At 71.8% G+C, this 21269-nt stretch carries 28 protein-coding genes; 9 read left to right on the top strand and 19 right to left on the bottom strand.

All coding sequences use genetic code 11. The features are described 5' to 3' along the window. The first annotated feature begins 17 nt into the window (after window positions 1-17). From NE234_RS11740 to NE234_RS11730, 3 genes are read left to right on the top strand one after another with little or no spacing between them, the layout of a single operon-like run. Complete coding sequence (locus tag NE234_RS11740) at window positions 18-752, top strand: maleylpyruvate isomerase family mycothiol-dependent enzyme (protein ID WP_252778972.1); 735 nt, start codon at window positions 18-20, stop codon at window positions 750-752. A gap of 43 nt (window positions 753-795) precedes the next feature. Next, window positions 796-1998 carry a carboxylate-amine ligase gene (locus NE234_RS11735; protein WP_252778971.1) on the top strand — a complete coding sequence of 401 codons (1203 nt, stop codon included), beginning with the start codon at window positions 796-798 and terminating at the stop codon, window positions 1996-1998. Then, window positions 1995-2981 (top strand): iron-containing redox enzyme family protein, encoded by a 987-nt coding sequence (locus tag NE234_RS11730; protein ID WP_252778970.1) that lies wholly within the window; start codon window positions 1995-1997, stop codon window positions 2979-2981. Before NE234_RS11735 ends, NE234_RS11730 begins: the two co-directional genes overlap by 4 nt. Here NE234_RS11730 and NE234_RS11725 read toward each other — a convergent pair. The 3 genes from NE234_RS11725 to NE234_RS11715 all read right to left on the bottom strand — a co-directional run bounded on the left by NE234_RS11725 (window position 2978) and on the right by NE234_RS11715 (window position 4725). Next, window positions 2978-3202: a CDGSH iron-sulfur domain-containing protein gene (locus NE234_RS11725; protein ID WP_252778969.1), complete on the bottom strand. Its 225-nt coding sequence runs from the start codon at window positions 3200-3202 to the stop codon at window positions 2978-2980. The two genes, NE234_RS11730 and NE234_RS11725, sit on opposite strands and share 4 nt — an antisense overlap. Continuing rightward, on the bottom strand, window positions 3186-3824 hold the full coding sequence (locus NE234_RS11720) for a HemK2/MTQ2 family protein methyltransferase (protein ID WP_308206883.1): 639 nt from the start codon (window positions 3822-3824) through the stop codon (window positions 3186-3188). The genes NE234_RS11725 and NE234_RS11720 overlap by 17 nt, the downstream gene beginning before the upstream one ends. A gap of 331 nt (window positions 3825-4155) precedes the next feature. Further along, the gene (locus tag NE234_RS11715; RefSeq protein ID WP_252778967.1) at window positions 4156-4725 is read right to left on the bottom strand and encodes a dihydrofolate reductase family protein; all 570 of its coding nucleotides are present in this window, start codon (window positions 4723-4725) and stop codon (window positions 4156-4158) included. Between the two features lie 82 nt (window positions 4726-4807). Here NE234_RS11715 and NE234_RS11710 point away from each other — a divergent pair, with 82 nt between their 5' ends. Beyond that, a complete protein-coding gene (locus NE234_RS11710) occupies window positions 4808-5401 on the top strand; it encodes a TetR/AcrR family transcriptional regulator (protein ID WP_252778966.1) in 594 nt (197 codons plus the stop codon). Window positions 5402-5501: 100 nt separating this feature from the next. On the opposite strand, the gene rdgB is transcribed toward NE234_RS11710, so the two are convergent. The 6 genes from rdgB to NE234_RS11680 all read right to left on the bottom strand — a co-directional run bounded on the left by rdgB (window position 5502) and on the right by NE234_RS11680 (window position 10308). Beyond that, window positions 5502-6098, bottom strand: a complete 597-nt coding sequence (gene rdgB / locus NE234_RS11705; protein ID WP_252778965.1) for an RdgB/HAM1 family non-canonical purine NTP pyrophosphatase — start codon at window positions 6096-6098, stop codon at window positions 5502-5504. Then, entirely contained in the window at window positions 6095-6814 is a 720-nt protein-coding gene (gene rph, locus NE234_RS11700) for a ribonuclease PH (protein ID WP_252778964.1), read from the bottom strand. Before rph ends, rdgB begins: the two co-directional genes overlap by 4 nt. A gap of 91 nt (window positions 6815-6905) precedes the next feature. After that, window positions 6906-7655 carry an MBL fold metallo-hydrolase gene (locus NE234_RS11695; RefSeq protein ID WP_252778963.1) on the bottom strand — a complete coding sequence of 250 codons (750 nt, stop codon included), beginning with the start codon at window positions 7653-7655 and terminating at the stop codon, window positions 6906-6908. Between the two features lie 11 nt (window positions 7656-7666). Then, complete coding sequence (gene murI / locus NE234_RS11690) at window positions 7667-8485, bottom strand: glutamate racemase (RefSeq protein WP_252778962.1); 819 nt, start codon at window positions 8483-8485, stop codon at window positions 7667-7669. 76 nt (window positions 8486-8561) lie between these two features. Continuing rightward, window positions 8562-9338: a thioesterase family protein gene (locus NE234_RS11685; protein ID WP_252778961.1), complete on the bottom strand. Its 777-nt coding sequence runs from the start codon at window positions 9336-9338 to the stop codon at window positions 8562-8564. Between the two features lie 115 nt (window positions 9339-9453). Continuing rightward, a complete protein-coding gene (locus NE234_RS11680; RefSeq protein ID WP_252778960.1) occupies window positions 9454-10308 on the bottom strand; it encodes a helix-turn-helix transcriptional regulator in 855 nt (284 codons plus the stop codon). 216 nt (window positions 10309-10524) lie between these two features. Between NE234_RS11680 and NE234_RS11675 the strand changes: the two genes are divergently transcribed. Then, on the top strand, window positions 10525-11022 hold the full coding sequence (locus NE234_RS11675; RefSeq protein ID WP_252778959.1) for a YbhB/YbcL family Raf kinase inhibitor-like protein: 498 nt from the start codon (window positions 10525-10527) through the stop codon (window positions 11020-11022). Window positions 11023-11070: 48 nt separating this feature from the next. On the opposite strand, the gene NE234_RS11670 is transcribed toward NE234_RS11675, so the two are convergent. The 7 genes from NE234_RS11670 to clpS form a co-directional block, all read right to left on the bottom strand. Continuing rightward, complete coding sequence (locus NE234_RS11670) at window positions 11071-11748, bottom strand: nucleotidyl transferase AbiEii/AbiGii toxin family protein (protein WP_252778958.1); 678 nt, start codon at window positions 11746-11748, stop codon at window positions 11071-11073. A 112-nt stretch (window positions 11749-11860) separates the two neighbouring features. Next, window positions 11861-12808, bottom strand: coding sequence for a PLP-dependent cysteine synthase family protein (locus NE234_RS11665; RefSeq protein ID WP_252778957.1), 948 nt, complete (start codon window positions 12806-12808; stop codon window positions 11861-11863). Between the two features lies 1 nt (window position 12809). Beyond that, entirely contained in the window at window positions 12810-13082 is a 273-nt protein-coding gene (locus NE234_RS11660; protein WP_252778956.1) for a MoaD/ThiS family protein, read from the bottom strand. A gap of 199 nt (window positions 13083-13281) precedes the next feature. Next, window positions 13282-13713, bottom strand: coding sequence for a Mov34/MPN/PAD-1 family protein (locus NE234_RS11655; RefSeq protein WP_252778955.1), 432 nt, complete (start codon window positions 13711-13713; stop codon window positions 13282-13284). A gap of 111 nt (window positions 13714-13824) precedes the next feature. Next, window positions 13825-14772, bottom strand: coding sequence for a sensor histidine kinase (locus NE234_RS11650; RefSeq protein WP_252778954.1), 948 nt, complete (start codon window positions 14770-14772; stop codon window positions 13825-13827). Window positions 14773-14870: 98 nt separating this feature from the next. Beyond that, entirely contained in the window at window positions 14871-15407 is a 537-nt protein-coding gene (locus NE234_RS11645) for a DUF2017 domain-containing protein (protein WP_252778953.1), read from the bottom strand. After that, window positions 15408-15698 carry an ATP-dependent Clp protease adapter ClpS gene (gene clpS / locus NE234_RS11640; RefSeq protein WP_252778952.1) on the bottom strand — a complete coding sequence of 97 codons (291 nt, stop codon included), beginning with the start codon at window positions 15696-15698 and terminating at the stop codon, window positions 15408-15410. It lies immediately after the preceding gene. Between the two features lie 32 nt (window positions 15699-15730). On the opposite strand from clpS, the gene NE234_RS11635 reads away from it, so the two are divergent. After that, window positions 15731-17062, top strand: coding sequence for a nicotinate phosphoribosyltransferase (locus NE234_RS11635; protein WP_252778951.1), 1332 nt, complete (start codon window positions 15731-15733; stop codon window positions 17060-17062). A gap of 12 nt (window positions 17063-17074) precedes the next feature. On the opposite strand, the gene NE234_RS11630 is transcribed toward NE234_RS11635, so the two are convergent. Together NE234_RS11630 and NE234_RS11625 are read right to left on the bottom strand one after the other, a co-directional pair. Beyond that, window positions 17075-18046, bottom strand: a complete 972-nt coding sequence (locus tag NE234_RS11630; protein ID WP_252778950.1) for an alpha/beta hydrolase fold domain-containing protein — start codon at window positions 18044-18046, stop codon at window positions 17075-17077. A gap of 43 nt (window positions 18047-18089) precedes the next feature. Then, window positions 18090-18851, bottom strand: coding sequence for an SDR family NAD(P)-dependent oxidoreductase (locus NE234_RS11625; protein ID WP_252778949.1), 762 nt, complete (start codon window positions 18849-18851; stop codon window positions 18090-18092). A 115-nt stretch (window positions 18852-18966) separates the two neighbouring features. On the opposite strand from NE234_RS11625, the gene NE234_RS11620 reads away from it, so the two are divergent. Beyond that, entirely contained in the window at window positions 18967-19533 is a 567-nt protein-coding gene (locus NE234_RS11620; RefSeq protein WP_252778948.1) for a TetR/AcrR family transcriptional regulator, read from the top strand. Window positions 19534-19828: 295 nt separating this feature from the next. Here the strand turns inward: NE234_RS11620 and NE234_RS11615 are convergent, their stop codons facing one another. Continuing rightward, a complete protein-coding gene (locus NE234_RS11615; protein WP_252778947.1) occupies window positions 19829-20125 on the bottom strand; it encodes a hypothetical protein in 297 nt (98 codons plus the stop codon). A 219-nt stretch (window positions 20126-20344) separates the two neighbouring features. Between NE234_RS11615 and NE234_RS11610 the strand changes: the two genes are divergently transcribed. Beyond that, a complete protein-coding gene (locus NE234_RS11610; protein ID WP_252778946.1) occupies window positions 20345-21154 on the top strand; it encodes a helix-turn-helix domain-containing protein in 810 nt (269 codons plus the stop codon). A gap of 8 nt (window positions 21155-21162) precedes the next feature. Beyond that, the gene (locus NE234_RS45880) at window positions 21163-21255 is read left to right on the top strand and encodes a DUF397 domain-containing protein (protein ID WP_406566982.1); all 93 of its coding nucleotides are present in this window, start codon (window positions 21163-21165) and stop codon (window positions 21253-21255) included. Window positions 21256-21269: the final 14 nt, after the last annotated feature.

Here is a 21269-nt window from a genome sequence, read left to right as displayed (position 1 = left end):
CGGCCAGGCTTAATCCGATGGAGCCCTCCGACTTCCTCGCCCGGCTGCGGGCCGAGAGCGCGCACATCGCCGCGTTCGCCGCCGACCGCGACCTCGGCGCGCCCGTTCCGACCTGCCCCGGCATGAACGTCGGCGACCTCGTCCGACACCTCGGCAGCGTGTACCTCGCGGTGATCGACTGGGTGCACGCGCAGAGCCGGCCCGACGACTGGGACCGGACGCCGCCCGACGGCGACGTGATCCGCTGGTTCCGCGCCTGCGCCGCCGAGCTGCACGACGAGCTGAGCCGCCGGCCCGTGGACGAGCCCTGCGACACGTGGTCCCCCGACGACCGCACCATCGGGTTCTGGTGGCGGCGGATGGCCCACGAGACGACCGTGCACCGGGTCGACGTCGAGGCGGCGTACGGCCCGATCGGCCCGGTCGACGCGGAGTTCGCCGCCGACGGCGCCGACGAGGTCCTGTCGCTCTACCTCGTCCGGCGGTTCGGCCGCCGTGACCGGGGGCGGCCCGCCGCCGTCCGTACCGTCGGGGTCGCCGCCGGATCGCGGGTGTGGCGGGTGACGATCGGCCCTGCCTCTGCCGAGGTGATCTCCGAGCTCCCGGACGACGCGGACGCCGTGGTGATCGGCGACCCGGTCCCCGTCTACCTGTGGCTGTGGGGACGCCGGGGCGACGACGCGGTCCGCGTGCGCGGCGACCGCGCGGCGGCGGACGACCTCCGCGCCGCCCTGGCCGCTGCCACGGACTGAGCCCGAGCCGTTAGGGCGACGCCCCGCCGGGAATGGCTTCGGCATGGGGGACGGGCCGGTTCACGGCCTCGACGACGGGGTGACCGTGGGCGTGGAGGAGGAGTTCCTCCTCGTGGACGCGGAGACGCGGCGGACCGTGCCGCGGGCGGCGGCCGTGCTCGCGCGGGTCCCGAAGCCCCGGGTCGCGCCCACTCCCGGCGGTGGGCTGTACGAGGAGCTGCTCACCGCGCAGGTCGAGGCCGCGACCGGGATCTGCACCACGCTGGACGCCCTGCGCGATCACCTGTGCGACGGCCGGCGCCGGCTCGCCGCCGCCGCGAGCGGCGAGGACGCGCGCCTGATCTCCTCGGGAACCGCGGTGCTGCCCGGGTCCTCCATCCCGGTCACTCCGGGGGAACGGTTCGCGGAGATCGCCGACCGGTACGCCGGCGTGGTGACCGACTACCAGACGTGCGGCTGTCACGTCCACACCGGCGTCGCCGACCGGGAGACGGCGGTCGCGGTGGTGAACCACCTGCGGCCCTGGCTGCCGACACTGGTCGCGTTGGCGGCGAACTCGCCGTTCGATCACGGCCGGGACTCGGGGTACGCGAGCTGGCGGATGCTGGAGCAGGCGCGCTTCCCCGGATCCGGGGTGCCGCCGTCGTTCCCCTCCGCCGCGGCCTACGACCGCCAGGTCGCCCTGCTGGTCGAGGCCGGTGCGCTCATCGACGAGCGCATGTCCTTCTGGCTCGCCCGGCCGTCGCCCCGGCTGCCGACCGTCGAGGTACGGGCGGGGGACGCCGCGGCCACCGTGGACGAGGCGATCCTGCAGGCGGCCCTCGTCCGCGCCCTGGTCCGTACGGCCCTGACCGACCTCGCGCGGGGCCGCGAGGCGCCCGCCGTCGGTGACCAGCTCTGCGCGGCCGCGACGTGGACGGCGGCGCGGTACGGCCTGGACGGCCCCGGGGTGCATCCGATCGAGGAGCGCGCGGTACCGGCGGCACGGTTGCTACGGGAGATGCTCGACCGGGTCCGGCCGGCGCTGGAGGCGTCGGGGGATCTGGCCCGCGTCCACGCCGTCCTGGCCTGGCTGTCGCGTCACGGCGGCGGCGCCTCCCGTCAGCGCGCCGCCGCCGCGCACGGTTCGGAGGCCGTGGTGGACCTGCTCGCCGAGCAGACGATCGCCGCCGCCGAGGCCCCTGCCGGCCTTTCCAGCCGGTCCGGCCGCCACCGGGAGGACGAAGACCTGACGGAGTCGTCATGATCGCGAATCCCACGCTGCCCGAGGCTCGGGGCCCCTTGTCGGAGGCCGTGATCACGGCGCTCGCCCGTGGCTCGCCGCCCGAGGAGGCGCCGCGGGAGGTCCGCGACGCGGAGCCTCTCGGCGAGGACCTGCAGCTGGCCCTGTACGTCTGCTACGAGCTGCACTATCGCGGGTTCGACGGGGTGGACCCGTGCCGGGAGTGGGATCCGGAGCTGCTGCGGCTGCGCGGACGGTTGGAGGACCGCTTCCTGCCGGCGCTGCGCGCGGAGTCGCCCGGCGGCACCGACACGGCGGCCGCGCTGGGAGAGCTCCTCGTCGAGGACCCCGGCGCCTACGGCGTCTCGCACCACCTGCTCGACACGGGACAGTGGTGGGAGATGCGCGAGTACCTGGCACATCGCTCGATCTACCACCTGAAGGAGGCCGACCCGCACGCGTGGGTGATCCCGCGCCTGCAGGGCGAGAGCAAGGCGGCGCTGGTCGCCGTCGAGTTCGACGAGTTCGGCGGCGGGCGTGGCGAGCGGATGCACGCGAAACTGTTCGCGGACCTCCTGGACGGCGCCGGGCTGGACTCCCGGTACGGCCACTACCTCGACCACGTGCCCGCCCAGACGCTGGCCACCGTGAACCTCATGTCGCTGTTCGGCCTGCATCGGGCGCTGCGCGGCGCCCTCGTCGGGCACTTCGCCGCCGCGGAGATCACCACCCCGCCCGGCGCGGACCGGCTCGCGCGGGCCCTGACCCGGCTGGGGGCGGGGGCGGAGTGCACGCGGTTCTTCACCGAGCACATCGAGGCCGACGCCGTGCACGAGCAGGTGATGCGCCGGGACGTCATCGGCGACCTGCTCGCGCGGGAGCCGGAGCTGGCGGCCGACGTCGTGCTCGGGATCCAGGCCACCACGTTCCTGGAGGATCGCCTCGCCGCCCACCTGCTGGGAAGCTGGCGGGCGGGCCGCACCTCCCTGCGCCGCCCGCTCCCCTAGTCCTTACGCTTGCGGCGATGGCTGGTGTCGCACAGCGGGTACCGGCGGCTGCGCCGGCACGCGCACACGGCGACCATGAAGCGATCACAGCGCACGATCCCGCCGTCGTCGGTGACCAGCTCCACCGGTCCCTCCACGAGCACCGGCCCACCCGGCACGACGACCACGCGCCGCGGTTCCCGCCCCGCCGGGCCGTCCGGGCGCTCAGTTCCGATCGGCACGGACCACCACCAGCTCCTCATGTCGCTGACCCGGATGGATCAGCCCCTGTGCCTCCAGGAACGCCGCCCGCGACCGCATCACCGGCCCGAACGGCTGCCTCCGCCGCGCCACGACCGACGCCTTGAGCCCGGCCCGGCGCAGCGAGTTCAGCGTCGTCTCCACCCCGCACAGCACGGACTGGACCATCAGCAGGGTCCCTCCGACGGCCAGCGCCCCCGGTGCGTGCGCGCAGATCCGGTCGATCATCGCCCGGCCCTGCCGGCCCGCGTCCCAGGCCCGGCCGCGCACGCGGCGTGGCGCGTCCGCGCTGGGCACGTACGGCGGGTTGGCCACGATGACGTCGAACACCTCGTCCGCGATGGGCTCGAACAGGTCGCCGCGGAGCACTCGCACCGGCACCCGCCGCAGGCGCGTGTTCATCCACGCCGTGAGCACCGCGCGCCCCTCGAGATCCACCGCCGTCACGGACTCGGCGCCGGCGTAGGCGGCGATGATCGCCAGCAGACCGGTCCCGGTGCACAGGTCGAGCACCCGGGAACCTCGAATCCCATCGCAACACAGCTCTCTGGCCAGCAGAAACGTGTCGCTTTGCGGCCGGTATACCCCGAGGGGCCGGAACATCCACATCGGCGTCGCCTATCAGGTTGATCGATGTCTCGGGCCGCCCGCCTCCGGCACCATCGCCGGCCGGCGGGCGCTCCGTGCGCGAGAGATCGGGGGGCTCTCCCCGGCCGCCCCGTCCAGATCGTCCCTCCAGTGACGGGCGAGGCCCGGTCCGCGGTGACGGGTCGCCCGGCTGGAAACGGGGTTCCTCCGTATCGCAGGCCCCCTTCGCCGTCGGTCCGCAACCTCCGGCGTCCTATTCGCGGGCCTCATGCCGGTTTGTTCCCAGCACGACGCTCCGCCTCACCTACCCCGCCCCGCGAACCCCCAGCCCGTGGACCACCGCCCCCTACTTCTTGGTGTAGGTCAGGAGCAGGGTGCCGTTCGCGAAGGTGCGGGTGTCGACCAGGTCGAACAGGTGTGGCTGGAAGTCCCCCGCGAAGACCGGGATGCCCGCGCCGGCGACCACCGGGTAGTACTTGATGATCATTTCGTCGATCTCGGGGAGCAGCTCGCCGGCCAGCTTTCCGCCGCCGCAGAGCCAGATGTCGCCGCCCTCCTCCTTCTTCAGCCGCCGTACCAGCTCCAGGGGATCACCGGACACGATGGTCACCGCCGGGTCGTCGCTCGCGGGCAGCGTGCTCGACACGACGTACTGGCGCAGGTGCGCGTACGGGCTGGTCACTCCGATGTCGAGACCGGGCTGGTAGGTGCCCCGGCCCATCAGAACGGTGCCGAACCGTTCGACCGGCGCGTCCAGGCCGAACTGGGAACGGACGTGCGTGGGCAGAGAGTCCGGGAGCCGCGTGGTGATGAACTCCAGCAGATCGTCCTCCAGCGGGTAGAAGTCGAACTCGCCGGCGGGTCCCGCGATGCGGCCGTCGATGGAGAGGCCGATGTAGTAGACGAGCTTTCGCATCCCGCAACCTCCACAGTCATAGTACTTCGCTTGTAGTGGTCAGAACATAGTACTATGTCCGTAGTGGTGTCAAGGAGGTGTGATGCGGCAGAATCCAGAGCGGCGGGCGGCGCTCATCGACGCGGCCATCGAGGTGCTCGCACGCGAGGGGGCGCGCGGGCTGACCTTTCGCGCGGTCGACAAGCAGGCGGCGGTGCCGGTCGGCACGGCGTCGAACTACTTCGCCAGCCGGGACGACCTGATGACGCAGATCGGCGGACGCGTCTACGAACGGCTGCAGCCGGACGCCGCCACGATCGCACGGTCGCTGCAGGGCCCCCGGGACCGGCGGCGGGTCACCGAGTTCATGCAGGAGCTGGTCGGCCGGGCCGGCGCCTTCCGGTCGGGCTATCTGGCCCTGTTCGAACTACGTCTGGAGGCCACCCGCCGCCCCGATCTGCGCGAGGTGCTGACCCGCACCATCCGCGCCGACGTCGAGGCCAACATCGCCTACCACCTGGACTCCGGGCTGCCCGGGGACGCCACGACGGTGGTCACGCTCTACCTGGCGATGAACTGGCTGATCGCAGAGCGGCTGACCCTGCCGGAGGTGTTCCCCGAGACGGACGTCGAGGCGCTGATCGCCAGTGTCGTGGAGCGCGTGCTGCCGCCCGATGAGGGGGCTGCGAGCCGGTAGCCCTCAGCCCGCGCGCGGATACGCGCCCGCACGGGCCGGTGGCCCTCAGCCCACGTGCCCGCTCCGGCGCGGGTACGTGCCCGTGCGGGGGCGGTGGCCCTCAGCCCGCGTGATCGACCCGCGCGAGGATACGGGCAGCGAGGGCGGTGAACGCCTTGCCGCGGTGACTGATGGCGTCCTTCTCCTCGGCGCTCAGCTCGGAGTTCGTACGCGTGTCGCCCTCGGGCACGAAGATCGGGTCGTAGCCGAAGCCGTTCGTGCCGCGCGGCGCGTCGATGACGACGCCGTCCATGGTGCCCTCGACGGTGTCCTCCTCGCCGGACGGCCAGGCGATGGCGGCCGCGCACACGAAGCGGGCGCCCCGGTGCTCGGGCGCCACGTCGGCGAGCTGGCCGAGGAGCAGGTCGAGGTTGGCCTGGTCGTCGCCGTGCCGGCCGGCCCAGCGGGCGGAGAAGATCCCGGGCATGCCGTTCATCGCGTCGACGCACAGGCCGGAATCGTCCGCGACGGCGGGCAGCCCGGTGTGCGCCGCGATCGCGCGGGCCTTGAGCAGCGCGTTGCCGGCGAACGTCAGCTCGGTCTCGGGGACCTCCGGCGCGTCCGGGAACTCGTCGAGCCCGACGACGTCGATGCCGTCGAGGATCCGGCGCAGCTCGGCGACCTTGCCCTGGTTGCGGGTGGCGAGCACGACCTTCATTGCGCGAGTGCCTCCTGCTGGATGCGGGTGAGCTCGGCGCAGCCGCCGGCCGCCAGGTCGACGAGGGCGTCGAGCTCGGAGCGGTCGAACGGCTGACCCTCCGCGGTGCCCTGCACCTCGACGAAGCGGCCGTCACCGGTGCAGACGACGTTCATGTCGGTCTCGGCGGCGACGTCCTCCTCGTAGCACAGGTCGAGTCGGGGCTCGCCGTCGATGACGCCGACGCTGACCGCCGCGACGGAGCCGACCAGCGGGCTGGACTTGACCAGCTTGCGGTCGCGCATCCAGGCGACCGCGTCGGCGAGGGCGACGTACGCGCCGGTGATCGCGGCGGTGCGGGTGCCGCCGTCGGCCTCCAGCACGTCGCAGTCGAGGATGATGGTGTTCTCCCCCAGCGCCTTGTAGTCGACGCAGGCCCGCAGCGACCGGCCGACGAGACGCGAGATCTCGTGCGTGCGACCGCCGATCTTGCCCCGGACCGACTCGCGGTCGTTCCGGGTGTTCGTCGCGCGCGGCAGCATGGCGTACTCCGCCGTCACCCAGCCGAGCCCCGAGTCACGGCGCCAGCGCGGCACGCTGGTCTGGACGGACGCGGCGCACAGCACGCGCGTGCGGCCGAACTCCACCAGCACGGAACCCTCGGCGTGGGAGAGCCAGCCGCGCTGGATGCGGACGGGACGTAGCTGGTCGGCTGACCGACCGTCGGGGCGAGCCATGAGCCCAACCCTATCCAGCGCCCGGACCGATGACGCTCGAAGTTCGCACACCGTGCCCTGGCGGGCGGCCGGGCCGGCCCGCCCGCACCCGTCAGAGTTCGTACACCGCGTCCGGGCTGGCCAGCTCGATCGGGCCGCCGTACCCGCTGGACTTGGCCTCGGCGAGGATGCTCGCCGAGTCGTTCCAGGGCACGAGGTGCGTGAGCACGAGCCGCCCGGCGCCCGCGCGGTTCGCGTGCTCCCCCGCCTGCCGTGCCGTGAGGTGCAGGTCGGGCGGCAGGTCCGGCCGGTCGAGGAAGGACGCCTCCGCGAGCAGGAGGTCGACTCCGCGGGCCAGCCGGACGAGTTCCTCGCACTCCCCGGTGTCGCCGGAGTAGGCGATCGCCGTGCCCTCGTGCTCGACGCGGAAACCGAACGCCTCGACGGGGTGGCTCATCGGCGCCGTCGTGATGGTGAACGGCCCGAGCCGGAACGTCCCGGTGCGCAGCGTCTGGAAGTCGAACGCCTGCCGCATGCCCGGATCCAGCTCCAGGTCGTACGCGCGCGCCATCCGGTCGGCGACGCCCTCGGGTCCGTAGACCGGGATCCGCGGCTTCGGCCCCTCCGGCGCGTACGTCCGGGCGACCCAGTATCCGCACAGGTCGAGGCAGTGGTCGGCGTGGAGATGCGACAGCAGGACGGCCTCGATGTCGTACAGCCCGATGTGGCGCTGGAGTGGACCGAGGGCTCCGCTGCCGAGATCGAGGAGGATCGCGAAGCCGTCGGCTTCGACGAGATAGCAGGACGCCGGACTGTCCGGGCCGGGGAAGCTCCCCGAACAGCCGATCACCGTGAGCCGCACGGGCCGACCTCCTAACGAGCCGTGAACGGAATGCCGACGATCGCGGGTTCGACGAGCCCGATCTCCGGGCCGAGGAAGCGGCGGCCGAGGACGCCGAACGGCGTCGGGTCTCCGGTCGCCCGGAACCGGTGCCGGGGCTCCGGGGAGCCCTCCGCGCGGGCCAGGCGGCTGTCGTGCAAGACCCGGTAGACGTCCTTGGCGGTCTCGTCGGCGCTTGACACGAGGGTTACCCCGTCACCGGCGACGTATGAGATGACGCCGGTCAGCAACGGGTAATGCGTGCAGCCGAGGATGAGGGTGTCGCACCCCGCGTCGAGGATCGGCTCGAGGTAGCCGCGCGTGACGTCGAGGAGCTCGTCGCTCATCGTGATTCCTTGTTCCACGAGCTCTACGAAACGCGGACACGCGACGCTTGTCAGTGTCACATGAGGCGCAGCGGCGAACGCGTCCTCATACGACCGGCTCGTCACGGTCGCACGCGTCGCCACGAGTCCCACGCGTCCCGTACGACTGGCGCTGACCGCCGCGCGCACGGCCGGCTTGATGACCTCGACGACCGGGACGTCGTAGCGCTCGCGCGCGTCGCGCAGCACGGCGGAGCTGGCGGTGTTGCACGCGATCACGAGCATCTTCACGCCCTCGTCCACGAGGTGGTCGAGAACCTCGAGGGCATAGGCGCGTACCTCGGCGATCGGCTTCGGGCCGTACGGGGATCGCGCGGTGTCGGCGACGTACAGCATGGATTCGTTCGGCAACTGGTCGAGGATGGCGCGGGCGACGGTCAGCCCGCCGACTCCGCTGTCGAAGATCCCGATTGGCGCGTCAGACATGATCCCAACAGGCTAAAAGACCATGCCCTGATCAGCGGGCCGATGCGCCGCACATCACAGTGTGATTTAGAAGAAACTAGCCGCGGCCGACGCGGGCGATCTGGCGGCTCTGCGCGACGAGCCGGCCGGCGGAGTCCCAGACCTCCACCTCCTCGTCGAACCACCCGTCGCTGACGAGCCGGGCGCGGCCGTGGACGGCCAGCATGCCGGGCGCGGGAACGGCCCGCATGTGCCAGGTCAGCTCGACGGTCGGCGCCCAGCCGGACGCCCCGGCGTTCAGCACCACCGGGGGCAGCGCGTCGACGGCGAGCGCGAGGAGGATCCCGTCGGGCTCGTACGGTTCGCGCAGCCGGAGGTGCCCGCGCATCTCGGGCACTCCGGCGGGCCGCCCGTCGAGCCAGCCCATCGTGGCCGGGTCGTACCGCACGTCGACCTGCCGGGCGAAGCCGTTGTTCGGCGCGAACTCCAGACACTCCTCGACCGGCGGGAGCTTCTCCTGTTCCACCGAGTAGGTGGGAGCGGCGTCACCGTCGAGGGTGCCGGTGGTGATGAGGGCCTCGACCAGGGCCTGGTCGTTCTGGATGAGCGTGACACGCGCCACCGCCGCCGTACGCCCCCTCTTCAGGGGCTGGATCTGGACCTCGGCGGGCCCTGCCTTCGCGACGCGCAGGAAGCTCGCGCTGGTGGCGATCGGGTGCGGGTGCGGGGACTCCTCGAGCAGCGCGCGGGTCATCACCGCCATCGAGTAACCGCCGTTGATCGCTTGCTCGATGCCGAAGTCCCCGTCCAGCTCGGCGGCGTAGCGTCCCTCCGCCACCCGTCGCACCGTCGTGGCCGCCGCGAAGCCGCCCATTCCCCCACCCCACAGAGTCGAATCACATTCGGTAATACCCTACCGGCCCGGTGGCGTACGGTCCCGCCCGGAACGCAAATGGGACGATCGCCACATGTCCGGCACCGGCCGGGACTCAGCCCACCGCCCTGGCCGTCCCGGTGAGCGCGCCCGCGTGAGAGGCGACGATCCTGCGCAGCGCCTGCTCCGCAGCCGCGTCGGCCGGCGTGACGGCGATCAGGTACTGAGCGGAGTCGTCGAGCGTGGCCAGCGTCGTGTAACAGATCGTCAGCTCACCCCCGACCGGGTGCCGGATGCGCTTCGTTCCGTTGGCGCGCTCCTGCACCGTCTGGTCGTTCCACCAGGCCGAGAAGTCCTCGCTGCGATGGCGCAGTTCGTCGATCAGCGCGCGCAGCCGGGCGTCGGTGCGGTGGCGCGCGAGGTTGGCGCGCAGGTTCCCGACGGTCTCCCGGGCGATCCTGGTCCAGTCCAGCTGCATCTCGCGGATGCGCGGCACGAGGAACAGCATCCGCGCGACGTTTCCGGTGTCGCCGCTGCCGAAGTCCGCGCCGAACAACGCCGCCGCGGGCTCGTTGCGGGCCAGGACGTCGAAGCGGAAGTCCACGACGTAGGCGGGCAGCAGCGGCATCCCGCACAGGAGCTCCTGGAGGGCGGCTCCGACCGGGGCGGGCCGATGCCGTGACGGCGGGGCCTCCCCTCTCGCGATCAGGTGCAGGTGATGCCGCTCGGACTCCGACAGCCGGAGGGCCTGCGCCAGGGCGTCGAGGACGGTCGTGCCGGGCGAGCCCACCCGGCCCTGCTCCAGACGGGTGTACCACTCGACGCTGATCGCGGCCGACTGGGCGACCTCCTGTCGCCGCAGGCCCGGCGTGCGGCGGTGGCCCGCGACCGGCAGGCCGACGTCCTCCGGCCGTACGCGGGCCCGCATGACCCGCAGGAACTCCGCCAGGTCGGCGTTGTGCCGGCTCATCCGACTCACCCCTGATCCACATGATCCACGCCGCCGGCGCCCGCTGTCCACGAAGGGACCTGGCACTCCGGGTACCAGCATCCCGGCGGCCTTCCTCCGCTCGATCCGCGTCGCGATCGTTGGACGCACGATCGAGGAGGATGAGATGAAGAGATTCGTTCGGACCTTCGCGGCGGGCACCGCGGCCCCGCCGGTGACGGCGGCTACGGCTTCACCGTGATCCGCAAGGGCGTTCCGGACTCGGCGAAGCGGATGACGCTGACCAGCCCGGACGTCCGGGACGGCGGCGTCTTCCCGGCCGCGTCCTGGGCGAACGCCTTCGGCTGCTCGGCGGGCAACCGGCCACTGCGCCTGTCCTGGAGCGGAGCCCCGGCGGCGACCCGCGGCTACGCGGTCACGATGTACGACCCGGACGCGCCGTCCGGAAGCGGGTTCTGGCACTGGCTGGTCTGGGACATCCCCGCCGATGACACCACGCTGGGCGCGGAGCCGCCGGCGGGCGCCGTCTCCGGCACCAACGACGCCGGCGGCACCGGCTACCTGGGCGCCTGCCCACCCACGGGCGACATCGCGCATCGCTACCAGGTGACGGTGTACGCGCTGAACGTCCCGAGCCTGGGCCTGCCGGCCGGCACGCCGCCCGCCGTCGCGACCTTCACCATGAGCGGTCACGTCATCGCGTACGGCCGCATCACCGCCACGGCGCAGCGGTAGGGCGCCGTCTCACCCGGGAACCGGCGGGTGGAGACGCTCCGGTGGGGCTCAGAGCTCGAGATCGACCTCTTCCTCCTCCAGGAGCCGCAGGTTGATGTCCTGCGCCCATTCGGCCGCGAACCGCTTCACCCGCCGCACTTCTTCCAGCGTCAGGCCGTAGGCCTCGAACTCCGCGTCGTCGTGCAGTTCCGCCGCTTCGAGCCGGGAGGCCAGGCGTCGCAGGGAGAAGTCGGATTCGTGTGAGCGGCACAGCCATTCGAGACGCTCGAAGCCGTACTCCCCGGCGAGCGAAGCCGCGTCGATGAGGTCGCGCGCGATGCCGCGATCGTGCACGGCCCTCATCTTCAGGCCGATCGCGTCGTCGAAGCCGAGCACCGGCCAGGAGTCCACGACGACCGGGCTGACACGCAGCGTCGTCTTCATCAGGTCTACCGGGCAGATCTCGCCGGTCCGCGGGTCGCCGACGAGGAGGCGCGCGAACCGTGCGCCGCCCGGCCTGCCCTCCACCGCGAAGCCCTCGTTGCGGTACTCATCCGCGACCCGGTCGGCGAGGTCGTCGACCGGCAGCGGATGGCCGGTGGCGAGGTCGATGTCATCGCTGGGGCGCTCGACCAGCCCGTGTGCCATCATCGCGTAGCCTCCGGCGAGGCACAGCCCGTAGTCCTCGCACAGGTCGCGTCCGGCCTCCAGCAGCCGCCGGTGGAAGGGCGGCAGGCTCAGGCCCATCGGGCGCTCGCCATCGTCTCGGGCATGGGCCCACTATGCCAAGGAAACCGAACGTACACGGGCGCTCACCGAAATCGCATTCGATTCCGGTGAGCGCCCGTGTGGTGTTCGGTCAGGCCCAGAGCTGGCCTTCGAGGCGCTCCTCGGCCTCCTCCAGGGTGCCGCCGTACGCGCCGGTGGAGAGGTACTTCCAGCCGCCGTCGGCGACGATGAACGCGATGTCGGCGCGCTCGCCCGCCTTGACGGCCTTGTTCGCCATGCCGAGCGCGGCGTGCAGGGCGCAGCCGGTGGAGATGCCGGCGAAGATGCCCTCCTGCGCCAGCAGCTCACGGGTGCGCCGCAGCGCGTCCGCGGACGTCACGGAGTACCGCGTCGTCAGCACCGACTCGTCGTACAGCTCGGGCACGAAGCCCTCGTCGATGTTGCGCAGGCCGTACACCAGCTCGCCGTAGCGGGGCTCGGCCGCCACGATCGAGACGCCCGGCACCTGCTCGCGGAGGTACCGGCCGACGCCCATCAGCGTGCCCGTGGTGCCGAGGCCCGCGACGAAGTGGGTGATCGACGGCAGGTCGGCCAGGAGCTCCGGTCCGGTCGTCTCGTAGTGCGCCCGGGCGTTCGCCTCGTTGCCGTACTGGTAGAGCATCACCCAGTCGGGGTTCTCCTCGGCCAGCCGCTTGGCGACGCGCACCGCCTCGTTCGAGCCGCCGGCGGCCGGGGAGGAGATGATGCGCGCGCCCCACATCTCCAGGAGCTGCCGGCGCTCGGCCGAGGTGTTCTCCGGCATGACGCAGACGATGTCGTAGCCGCGGAGCTTGGCGACCATCGCCAGCGAGATGCCGGTGTTCCCGGAGGTGGGCTCCAGGATCGTACGGCCCGGCGCGAGCAGACCCTCCTTCTCCGCCTTCGCGATCATCCAGAAGGCGGGACGGTCCTTGACCGAGCCGGTCGGGTTGCGGTCCTCCAGCTTGGCCCACAGACGCACCTCGGGCGACGGCGACAGCCGTGGCAGTCCGACCAGCGGCGTACGCCCGAGGGAGTCGAGCAGGGAGTCGAAACGCACGTCAGCCGCCGGCGACGGCGGGCAGCACGGTGACCGTGTCGCCGTCGGAGACCTTGGTGCCGAGGCCGCCCAGGAAGCGGACGTCCTCGTCGTTCAGGTAGACGTTGACGAACCGCCGCAGGCCCTTCTCGTCGACCAGCCGGTCGCGCAGGCCCGGGTGGCGGGTCTCCAGATCGGCGATCAGCTCGTCGAGCGTGGCGCCGCCGCCCTCGACCGCCTTCGCGCCGTCGGTGTAGTTACGCAGGATCGTCGGAATGCGAACCTCGATCGCCATCGCGAGTGTGCTCCTTCGTCGTACGGTCCCGGCATGGCTCAACACGGCCGGATGCGCGGGGATTCCGGGCTTGGGGGGAAAAGCTCAGCCCTGGCGACAGTCGTAGACGACTTCGGCGCGGCAGTGGCCGAAGAGGAAGTTCTGCACGGGCGTGACGGGCCGGGCCGGGTTCGGGCGCTCCGTCATCGTCGTCACGGGATCAGTCTACCGAGTCGGTTTCGTACGACTCCACGACGCGGACCTCCTCCTCGTCCACCTTCCCGTCGACGATCCGGTAGGAGCGGAACTCCGTCTCGTCGTCGTCGCGGGTGGAGACCAGCACGTAGTGCGCGTTGGGCTCCGAGGCGTACGAGATGTCGGTGCGCGAGGGGTAGGCCTCGGTCGCGGTGTGGGAGTGGTAGATGACGACCGGCTCCTCGTCACGGTCGTCCATCTCCCGCCACACCTTGAACTGCTCCATCGAGTCGAAGCGGTAGAAGGTCGGCGAGCGCTCGGCGTTCGCCATCGGGATGAACCGGGTCGGACGGTCCGAGCCGGCGGCTCCGGCGACGACGCCGCACGCCTCGTCCGGGTGGTCGGCGCGCGCGTGCGCGACGATCTGGTCGACGATGGCCCGTTCGATGGTGAGCATGCGCAAAGCGTATCGACGGCCGGTCCGGGCGGGGCCCATGGCCCAAGGCGGTCACCCCGGGCGGGAGCCGCGGCGGGCGACCTCGCGGGCCCGGGCCCCTGACGGTCGGCCTCAGCGGGGCCCGTGGCCCATGTGGAGCCGTACGACCGAGCAGTCGGCGCCGGACCGGATCTCCACGAGGTCGCACAGTTGGCGGACCGCCCACATGCCCGCGCCCGCGGGCCGGTGCGGCGTCGGCGGGAAGTACCCGAGGTACCGGTCGTCGAGCGCGGTTCCGGCGTCGATGACGTCGCAGATCAGGCTGCCGTCCGGCGACCAGATCCACACCGATCCGCGACCTCCGCCGTTGCGTGCGACGTGCCCGGCCACCTCGGCCACCGACTGCACCAGGGCGAGGCGGCGTTCGCGGGGCAGCCCGTGGCGCTCGGCCTCCGCCGCGACGAAGGCGCGCAGTCCGGCCAGGTCGCCGCCCGAGAACGCCCGGCTCGTCACCGGGTCCACCGGCGGGGCGAGCGGGGCCCGGTTGCGTTCGGCGTAGAAGACCGCCGGGTCGGTGAACCGCGCGCTGCGCCGGATTCCGCCGGCGCCGATCAGCTCCGGGTGGGTACGGCCGACGTCCTCGGCGACCTCGGTGGGCAGCGAGCGCACGTCGTACGCGCACAGCAGGCTGGTCGGGGTGTCGGCGAACGCGACGTTGAGCAGCGACTCCAGCCGTCCCCACTCCCGGGCCTCCGGCCGGGTGCGCGCCCGCCACACCGGCTCCGCGACGAGGTACAGCGGCCCACGGGACCACCACCGCTCGCGCGCGGACGCGAGGTAGGCGGTGAGGGTACGGGCCGGCGCGCCGAACCAGCCCGGCGCGTCGAGGAACTCCACCCGGCTCGCGCCGCGGCCGAGCCGCCGGCGTACGAGCCCGGCCCGCTCACTGATCACGACCGGACGGCCGCCCCGCATCAGGCCCTCCCGTAAGAAGGGGATCGTCACGTCGAGGAACTCGTCCTCGTGGCCGTACAGCAGGGCCCGGTGGACGAGAACGTCGACGGATTCGGTGGCGGTCACGCCCGCTCCTCCCAGCGCGGAGTCGCCGCCAAACTACCAAGGCGTTGATCGGCGGAGAGGCGAGAACGGCGGATCGACCCCCGCCTTAGGACGAATGCTTACCAAAGGGCTCGAACCAGGTCCTCTTGGAGGTAGGTCAGCCAGTCGTAGGCCGCGAACGGGGCGGTCCGCGGATCGTTCCAGTCGAGCCTGCGAATCCGTTCGAGGGTCTCCTCGGTGATCCCCAGGCGGGTGCCGAGGGCGAGCCGCAGGTCGTTGAGCGACCGCAGCCACACCTGGGCCTGCTCGTCATCGAGGAGGATCTCGCCGCCGTCGCCGAGCGTGTCGAGCACGAGTTGGGCCGCGGCCCGCTTGCCGTCGCGCAGCCCGCCCTCGGTGTAGCGCCGGAACTCCGCCGACGCGGCGCCGTCGTCCTTGTAGGCGTCCGGGAACAGCCGCGCCAGGACCGGGTCGTCGGAGACGGTGGTGTTCTCCGAGAAGCTGAGGTTCGGCAGGCCGTCGTCGCGTGGCCCGGGCGCGGGCCCGCCGAGCAGATCGAGGAGCTGGGTCACCAGCGCCTGGACGACGGAGGCCTCCTCCCGGGTCATCCGCAGCCGTACGCCGCCCCCGTGAACCCGGGTGAACCAGGTGTTCATCTACACATCCTGCCGGACCGTGGCCCACAGACCGTACGAATGCAGGATCTCGCAGTCGCGCTCCATCTCCTCCCGCGTGCCGCTCGACACGACGGCACGGCCCTTGTGGTGCACGTCGAGCATCAGCTTCTCGGCCTTCATCTTCGAGTAGCCGAACACGCTCTGGAAGACGTAGGTGACGTACGACATGAGATTGATGGGGTCGTTCCAGACGATCGACACCCACGGACGGTCCGAACGTACGTCTTCGGCGGCGTCCGGCCGATCCAGTTCGACGGGAGCCGTGCTCACCTGAGTCCCTCCTTCCGGGGTGCTGCCCGCACATGGTGTACACACCACACCGTAATCTGCCACTCGTGGATCATTCGACGGCGCTGCTGACCGACCGCTACGAACTCACCATGCTCCAGGGTGCCCTGACCGCCGGTACCGCGGAGCGTAGGGCGATCTTCGAGGTGTTCGCCCGGCATCTGCCGAACGGCCGCAGGTACGGCGTCGTCGCCGGGACGGGCCGGTTCCTCGACGCGCTGGAGTCGTTCCGCTTCGGCGGCTCCGAGCTGGAGTACCTCATCTCCGAGGGCATCGTCGACGAGCCGACCGCGGCGTGGCTGGAGTCCTACCGCTTCTCCGGGAACATCTGGGGCTACGCGGAGGGCGACTGCTACTTCCCCGGCTCGCCGATCCTCGTCGTGGAGGGCACCTTCGCCGAGGCCGTGATCCTCGAGACCCTCGCGCTGTCGATCCTCAATCATGACTGTGCGATCGCCTCCGCCGCCTCCCGAATGGTGCGCGCCGCAGCGGACCGCCCGCTCATCGAGATGGGATCCCGGCGAACGCACGAGATGGCCGGGGTTGCCGCCGCCCGGGCAGCCTACCTCGCCGGCTTCCGTACCACGTCGAACTTGGAGGCGGGCCGCACGTACGGCGTGCCGACCGCCGGCACCAGCGCGCACGCCTTCACGTTGCTGCACGACAGCGAACGGCACGCCTTCCAGGCGCAGCTCGACGCGCTCGGCGCGGGGACGACCCTGCTGGTCGACACCTACGACGTCGCCCGCGCGGTCGCGGTCGCGGTCGAGCTCGCCGGGCCGGAGCTCGGCGCCGTCCGCATCGACAGCGGCGACCTGGGCGAGATGGCCCGCGAGGTCCGCGAGCAACTGAACGCGCTCGGCGCGCCGAAGACCAAGATCATTGTGACCGGTGACCTGGACGAGTACTCGATCGCCGGCCTCGCCGCCTCGCCCGTGGACGGGTACGGCGTGGGAACGTCGCTGGTCACCGGCTCCGGCGCGCCGACCGCGTCGCTGGTCTACAAACTGGTGGCCCGCGCCCAGTCCGACGACGGGCCGCTGCGGCCGGTCGCCAAGCACTCGGTCGGCAAGCCGAGCCGGGGCGGGCGCAAGTGGGCGGTCCGCCACCGCGACGAGAACGGCCGGGCCCTCGCCGAGGTCGTCTCGCTGAGCGAGCCGGTCCCCGGCCCGCACGACCGGCCCCTGCTGCGGCCGCTCGTCGTCGGCGGCGAGATCGTCGGCCGCGAGCCCCTGTCCGAGGCCCGCGGCCGGCATCAGCAGGCCCTCGCCGAACTCCCCCCGTCCGCCTTCCAGCTCTCCCGCGGCGACGCCGCGATCCCGACCGACTTCCTGAACGGCGCCTGAGCCCGGAGCGGCTCAGCCGTGCAGGTTGCGGCGGAGAAAGCCGTGCCAGGTCTGCTCGAACGAGCGGGTCAGGGCCGACGCGGCCGCGAAGCGGTCCCAGGCGTGGAACGCGCGGGCGTAGAGGTGCAGGTCGACCGGGACTCCGGCGTCGATCAGCCTGCGGGCGAAGTCGATGCCCTCGTCCCGCAGCAGATCGAACTGGGCCACGGCGACGAAGGTGTCCGGCAGGCCGGCGAGATCGGTCGCCCGGCCGGGTGCGGAGTACGGGTGCACGTCCTCCGCGCCGAGCCGGTCGCCCAGGACCGCGGCCCAGGCCAGCCGGATGTCCGGGCGGGCGAAGACGACCTCGGACACGGCCTCGGAACTCGACGGCGTCTCGAGGCGGTCGTCGAGCATCGGATAGAGCAGGGACAGCGAGCACGGCCGCGGAGCGTTCCGGTCGCGCACCATGAGCGCGGTGGCCGCGGCGGGCGCTCCGCCGCCGCTGGCGCCGGCGAGCCCGATCCGGTCCGGGTCGATCCCGTGCTCGGCGGCGTGCTCGGCGAGGTGGGTGTAGGCGAGATAGCCGTCCTCGGCCGCGCCGGGAGCCGGTGTCTCCGGGGCGAGCCGGTAGACGACGGCGGCCAGGACGCAGTCGAGGGCCAGGGCCAGGGCCGTGTGGTACGCGTCGTCGCTGCGGGCGTCGTCGCCGAGGACCTGGGCGCCGGCGTGGAACCAGACCAGGGCCGGAAGAGTGGGCTCGGCACCGGCCGGGCGGTACAGGACCACCTCCAGCTCGGTCCGGTCGTCCCGGGGGATGCGCAGGGCCTCGATCGTCACTCGCGGGTCCGGCGGGGTCGCGGGCATCCGGTCGTACGCCGCGCGCATCTGCGCGCGCAGCCCCGGGATGTCGGAGAGTTCGAGCAGGGTGCCGTTCGCGGCCTTGGGCATCACGGCGAACGCGGCGGCGAGTTCAGGATCGAGCGCGTCGATCATTCCAGGCATCGTGAGGTCCTTTCGGGAGAGGAAGAGTCGGTCTCGGAAGGGCTCAGAAGAGGGAGGGCTGGGCGCTGCCGGCGGTGATGCCACCGTCGACGGGCAGGATGACGCCGGTGATGAAACGGGCGTCGTCCGAGGCCAGGAAGCCGACGGCGGCGGCGATGTCGGCCGGGGTGCTGAAGCCGGTCAGCGCCCGGCGCTGCTCGAAGCGCTCGATCATGCCGGCGTACGTCGTCGCCGCCTCCTCCGGGAGGGTCAGTGACGGGGCGATGGCGTTCACCCGGATGCCGAACCGGCCGAGGTCGAAGGCGAGCCCGCGGGTGAAGTTCACGACCGCGCCCTTGGCCGCGTTGTAGGCGGTGAGCCGGCGGTCGCCGCCGAGACCGGAGGCGGAGGCGATCTGGACGATGCTGCCGCGGCTCTCCTTCAGGTACGGCAGCGCCGCCTGCGCACCGAAGAAGCAGCTGTCGACGTCGGTGGACATGATCGACCGCCAGTCCTCGACCGTGGTCTCCTCGAACTCCTTGGCGAGGCCGAAGCCGGCGTTGGAGACCAGGACGTCGATGCCGCCGAACCGGGCCGCGCCGGCCTCGATCATCGCCTGCACGTCGTCCTGGCTGGTGACGTCGGTGACGACCGGGAGCGCGCGGTGGGCGCCGAGCTCGGCCGCGAGGGCCTCCAGCCGGTCCTTGCGCCGCGCGGCGAGGACGACGTTGGCCCCTTCGGCGGCGAACCGCCGGGCGATGCCGTCGCCGATGCCGGAGCTGGCGCCGGTGACCACGACCGTCTTACCGGCGAAACGCTGTTCCATGATGACCTTCTTTTCGTCAGATACTGACGCTCCTGCGTCAGTGACTGACGGTACAGACCGTCAGTGACTGACGCAATGTGTGTCAGTGACTGACGATTGTGATAGCGTCAACGCCGTGCCACGGAACGGGGATGAAGTGCGGCTGCGGCTCCAGGAGGCCGCCCTGGAGCTGTATCTGGAGCGTGGCTACGACAAGACCACGACCGCGGACATCGCCGCCCGCGCCGGAGTCACCGAGCGGACCTTCTTCCGCCACTTCGCCGACAAGCGCGAGGTCTTCTTCGACGGCGAGGCGGAGCTGCGGGACCTGCTGACCGACGCGGTCGCCGCGGTGCCGGCCGGCACCAAGCCGCTCGCCGCCCTGCGGGCCGCGTTCCACCAGGCCGTGCCGCTGGTCGAGCGAAACCTCCCGGTCACCGAGCGGCGGGTGCCGGTCATCGCCGCCACGCCGGCCCTGCAGGAACGGGCGCTGGCCAAGACCGCGGCCCTGGTCGCCGCGCTCACCGACGCCCTGCGGGCGCGCGGCGTCGCCGAGCCGCTCGCCGCCCTGTGCGCCCAGGTGGGCATGGACACCTACTCGATCGCCATCCGCCGGTGGCGCACCGACCCTACCGACGACCTGCACACCCACCTCGACCGAGCCTTCAACGACCTACGGCTCGCCGCCAACGCCCTGAAGTGACCGGCCGAACCGGCAAGCCGGACGCAACGCCACGGCGGTCTCCTTGCCCCCGCCGCAGCCATCACGTTGCGCGCAGCCGTGACCTCGCCACCGCCGCAGTCCCGTTGTCACCGCAGGCTTGTTGCCGCCAGCGCGGCAGCCTCCTTGTCGCCGTCGCGGTCACCTTGCCGCCAGCGCTGTCACCTTGCCGTCGGTGGCGACGGATGGATGACCGATTCGCCAGGCTTGCTACGTCAGTGGCGACGTCGAAGTAGCCGGTCGGTCCGGCCGGGGAGCTCGCCGGAGTTCGCGCGAGTCAGGGCGCTTCCGAGGCCGGCGGGTCGAGCCAGATGAGCCGTACGTCGGCGCGCCGGGCCAGCAGCCGCCGCGCCCGGTCCGCGGTCTCCGTACGGAACAACCTCTGACCGGCGCCGTCGGTAGGGGCGTACACGATCGCCTCGTCGCCGAAGTCCAGACCCCAGCCCACCACTACGCCGTCGTCGCACTGGACGTCGAGCAGCCCCAGCGCGAACCGTCGCGGAGCCGTCTCGGCCGACAGCTCGGCGAGCTCGGCGAGCAGGTCGCGCTCCGCCTGCTCACGAACCCCCTCCACCGGTACTTCGCACATCCAGAACCCCCGTTCCCGCAGCGACCCTGCCGCCGCACCTGTCGCGCTTGTTGCAGCAACAGTGACAGCGCACAGTTATGATCGCAATACTTTTCGTGACATCGACCTGAGATCGACAGGCGCGCGCCTCTAGGGTCGACAGGCGAGGATCAGCGGAGGGGGCGGAGAATGCCGAGACGGCCCGCGACGGTGCGCGCTCGCGGCTTGGGCGCCGAGCTTCGGGAACTGCGGGAGAAGAGTCACCTCACGACCCGCGAGGTCGCCAGGAGGCTCGGCTGGTCGGCGAGCACGGTGAGCCGCACGGAGACCGGTCATCGCAACATCAGCAGCGAGGACGTCGCCGCCCTGCTCGCCCTGTACGGCGTGGCGGGCAAGGAACGCGATCACCTTCTGGCCCTGGCACGCGAGGCGAACCAGCCGGGCTGGTGGGAGACCCGCCACCCCGGACTGCCCAGCCAGCTCACCGCACTCATCGGCTTTGAATCGCAGGCGACGCGCATCACGGATGTGGCGCTCATAGTGGTCCCCGGTCTGCTGCAGACGGCCGATTACGCCCGTGCGGTGATGAAGGCGGCGGGAATCTCGGCGATGCACGCTGAGACGAGAGTCGCCACTCGGCTCGGCCGCCAGGCGGCGCTCAGCCGCCCTGCCCCGCCTCAATATCTCGCGATCCTGGACGAGGCGGTCCTACGCCGGCCGATCGGCGGCCGGGCGACCATGGCGGCACAACTCCGTCACATCCTCAGCGTCGCCGAGCGTCCCAACGTCGAGGTCAGAGTCCTCGCATACGACCAAGGGGCGCATGCCGGTCTCGCCGGCTCGTTTGTAGTGCTCACCTTCCCGAAGGCCCCGGCGATCGTTCATCTCGAGCACAAACGCTCGTCGCTGCTCCTCGATGAGCCAGGCGACGTCACGGCATTCATCGAGGCCGCAGACTTGATCCGAAACGTCGCGTTTGATCCCATTCGTTCAGCTGAGTTCATCGCCAAGGTGGCCGCCGAGTACGAAAGCTGAGGGCACCCATGGAGCTCTGCCGCACGGTATGGCGCAAGTCGACTCACAGCGCCGAGGAGACGAACTGCGTCGAGATCGCGGTCGTTCGAGGCTCACGCTGACATGATCGCTGGCG

Origin of the sequence: Actinoallomurus rhizosphaericola, assembly GCF_024055675.1 — a bacterium.
Taxonomy (GTDB): Bacteria; Actinomycetota; Actinomycetes; order Streptosporangiales; family Streptosporangiaceae; genus Actinoallomurus; species Actinoallomurus soli.
The sequence above is the reverse complement of the archived record's forward strand: the minus strand, read 5'-3'. Positions and strand labels throughout refer to the sequence as shown.

Excerpts from the sequence above, each read along its gene's own strand:
- NE234_RS11740 (WP_252778972.1), top strand. The coding sequence starts at position 18 with ATGGAGCCCTCCGACTTCCTCGCCCGGCTGCGGGCCGAGAGCGCGCAC.
- NE234_RS11735 (WP_252778971.1), top strand. The coding sequence starts at position 796 with ATGGGGGACGGGCCGGTTCACGGCCTCGACGACGGGGTGACCGTGGGC.
- NE234_RS11730 (WP_252778970.1), top strand. The coding sequence starts at position 1,995 with ATGATCGCGAATCCCACGCTGCCCGAGGCTCGGGGCCCCTTGTCGGAG.
- NE234_RS11720 (WP_308206883.1), bottom strand. The coding sequence starts at position 3,824 with ATGTTCCGGCCCCTCGGGGTATACCGGCCGCAAAGCGACACGTTTCTG.
- NE234_RS11715 (WP_252778967.1), bottom strand. The coding sequence starts at position 4,725 with ATGCGAAAGCTCGTCTACTACATCGGCCTCTCCATCGACGGCCGCATC.
- NE234_RS11710 (WP_252778966.1), top strand. The coding sequence starts at position 4,808 with ATGCGGCAGAATCCAGAGCGGCGGGCGGCGCTCATCGACGCGGCCATC.
- rdgB (WP_252778965.1), bottom strand. The coding sequence starts at position 6,098 with ATGAAGGTCGTGCTCGCCACCCGCAACCAGGGCAAGGTCGCCGAGCTG.
- rph (WP_252778964.1), bottom strand. The coding sequence starts at position 6,814 with ATGGCTCGCCCCGACGGTCGGTCAGCCGACCAGCTACGTCCCGTCCGC.
- murI (WP_252778962.1), bottom strand. The coding sequence starts at position 8,485 with ATGTCTGACGCGCCAATCGGGATCTTCGACAGCGGAGTCGGCGGGCTG.
- NE234_RS11685 (WP_252778961.1), bottom strand. The coding sequence starts at position 9,338 with ATGGGCGGCTTCGCGGCGGCCACGACGGTGCGACGGGTGGCGGAGGGA.
- NE234_RS11680 (WP_252778960.1), bottom strand. The coding sequence starts at position 10,308 with ATGAGCCGGCACAACGCCGACCTGGCGGAGTTCCTGCGGGTCATGCGG.
- NE234_RS11670 (WP_252778958.1), bottom strand. The coding sequence starts at position 11,748 with ATGGGCCTGAGCCTGCCGCCCTTCCACCGGCGGCTGCTGGAGGCCGGA.
- NE234_RS11660 (WP_252778956.1), bottom strand. The coding sequence starts at position 13,082 with ATGGCGATCGAGGTTCGCATTCCGACGATCCTGCGTAACTACACCGAC.
- NE234_RS11655 (WP_252778955.1), bottom strand. The coding sequence starts at position 13,713 with ATGCTCACCATCGAACGGGCCATCGTCGACCAGATCGTCGCGCACGCG.
- NE234_RS11645 (WP_252778953.1), bottom strand. The coding sequence starts at position 15,407 with ATGAACACCTGGTTCACCCGGGTTCACGGGGGCGGCGTACGGCTGCGG.
- NE234_RS11635 (WP_252778951.1), top strand. The coding sequence starts at position 15,731 with ATGGTGTACACACCACACCGTAATCTGCCACTCGTGGATCATTCGACG.
- NE234_RS11630 (WP_252778950.1), bottom strand. The coding sequence starts at position 18,046 with ATGCCTGGAATGATCGACGCGCTCGATCCTGAACTCGCCGCCGCGTTC.
- NE234_RS11625 (WP_252778949.1), bottom strand. The coding sequence starts at position 18,851 with ATGGAACAGCGTTTCGCCGGTAAGACGGTCGTGGTCACCGGCGCCAGC.
- NE234_RS45880 (WP_406566982.1), top strand. The coding sequence starts at position 21,163 with ATGGAGCTCTGCCGCACGGTATGGCGCAAGTCGACTCACAGCGCCGAG.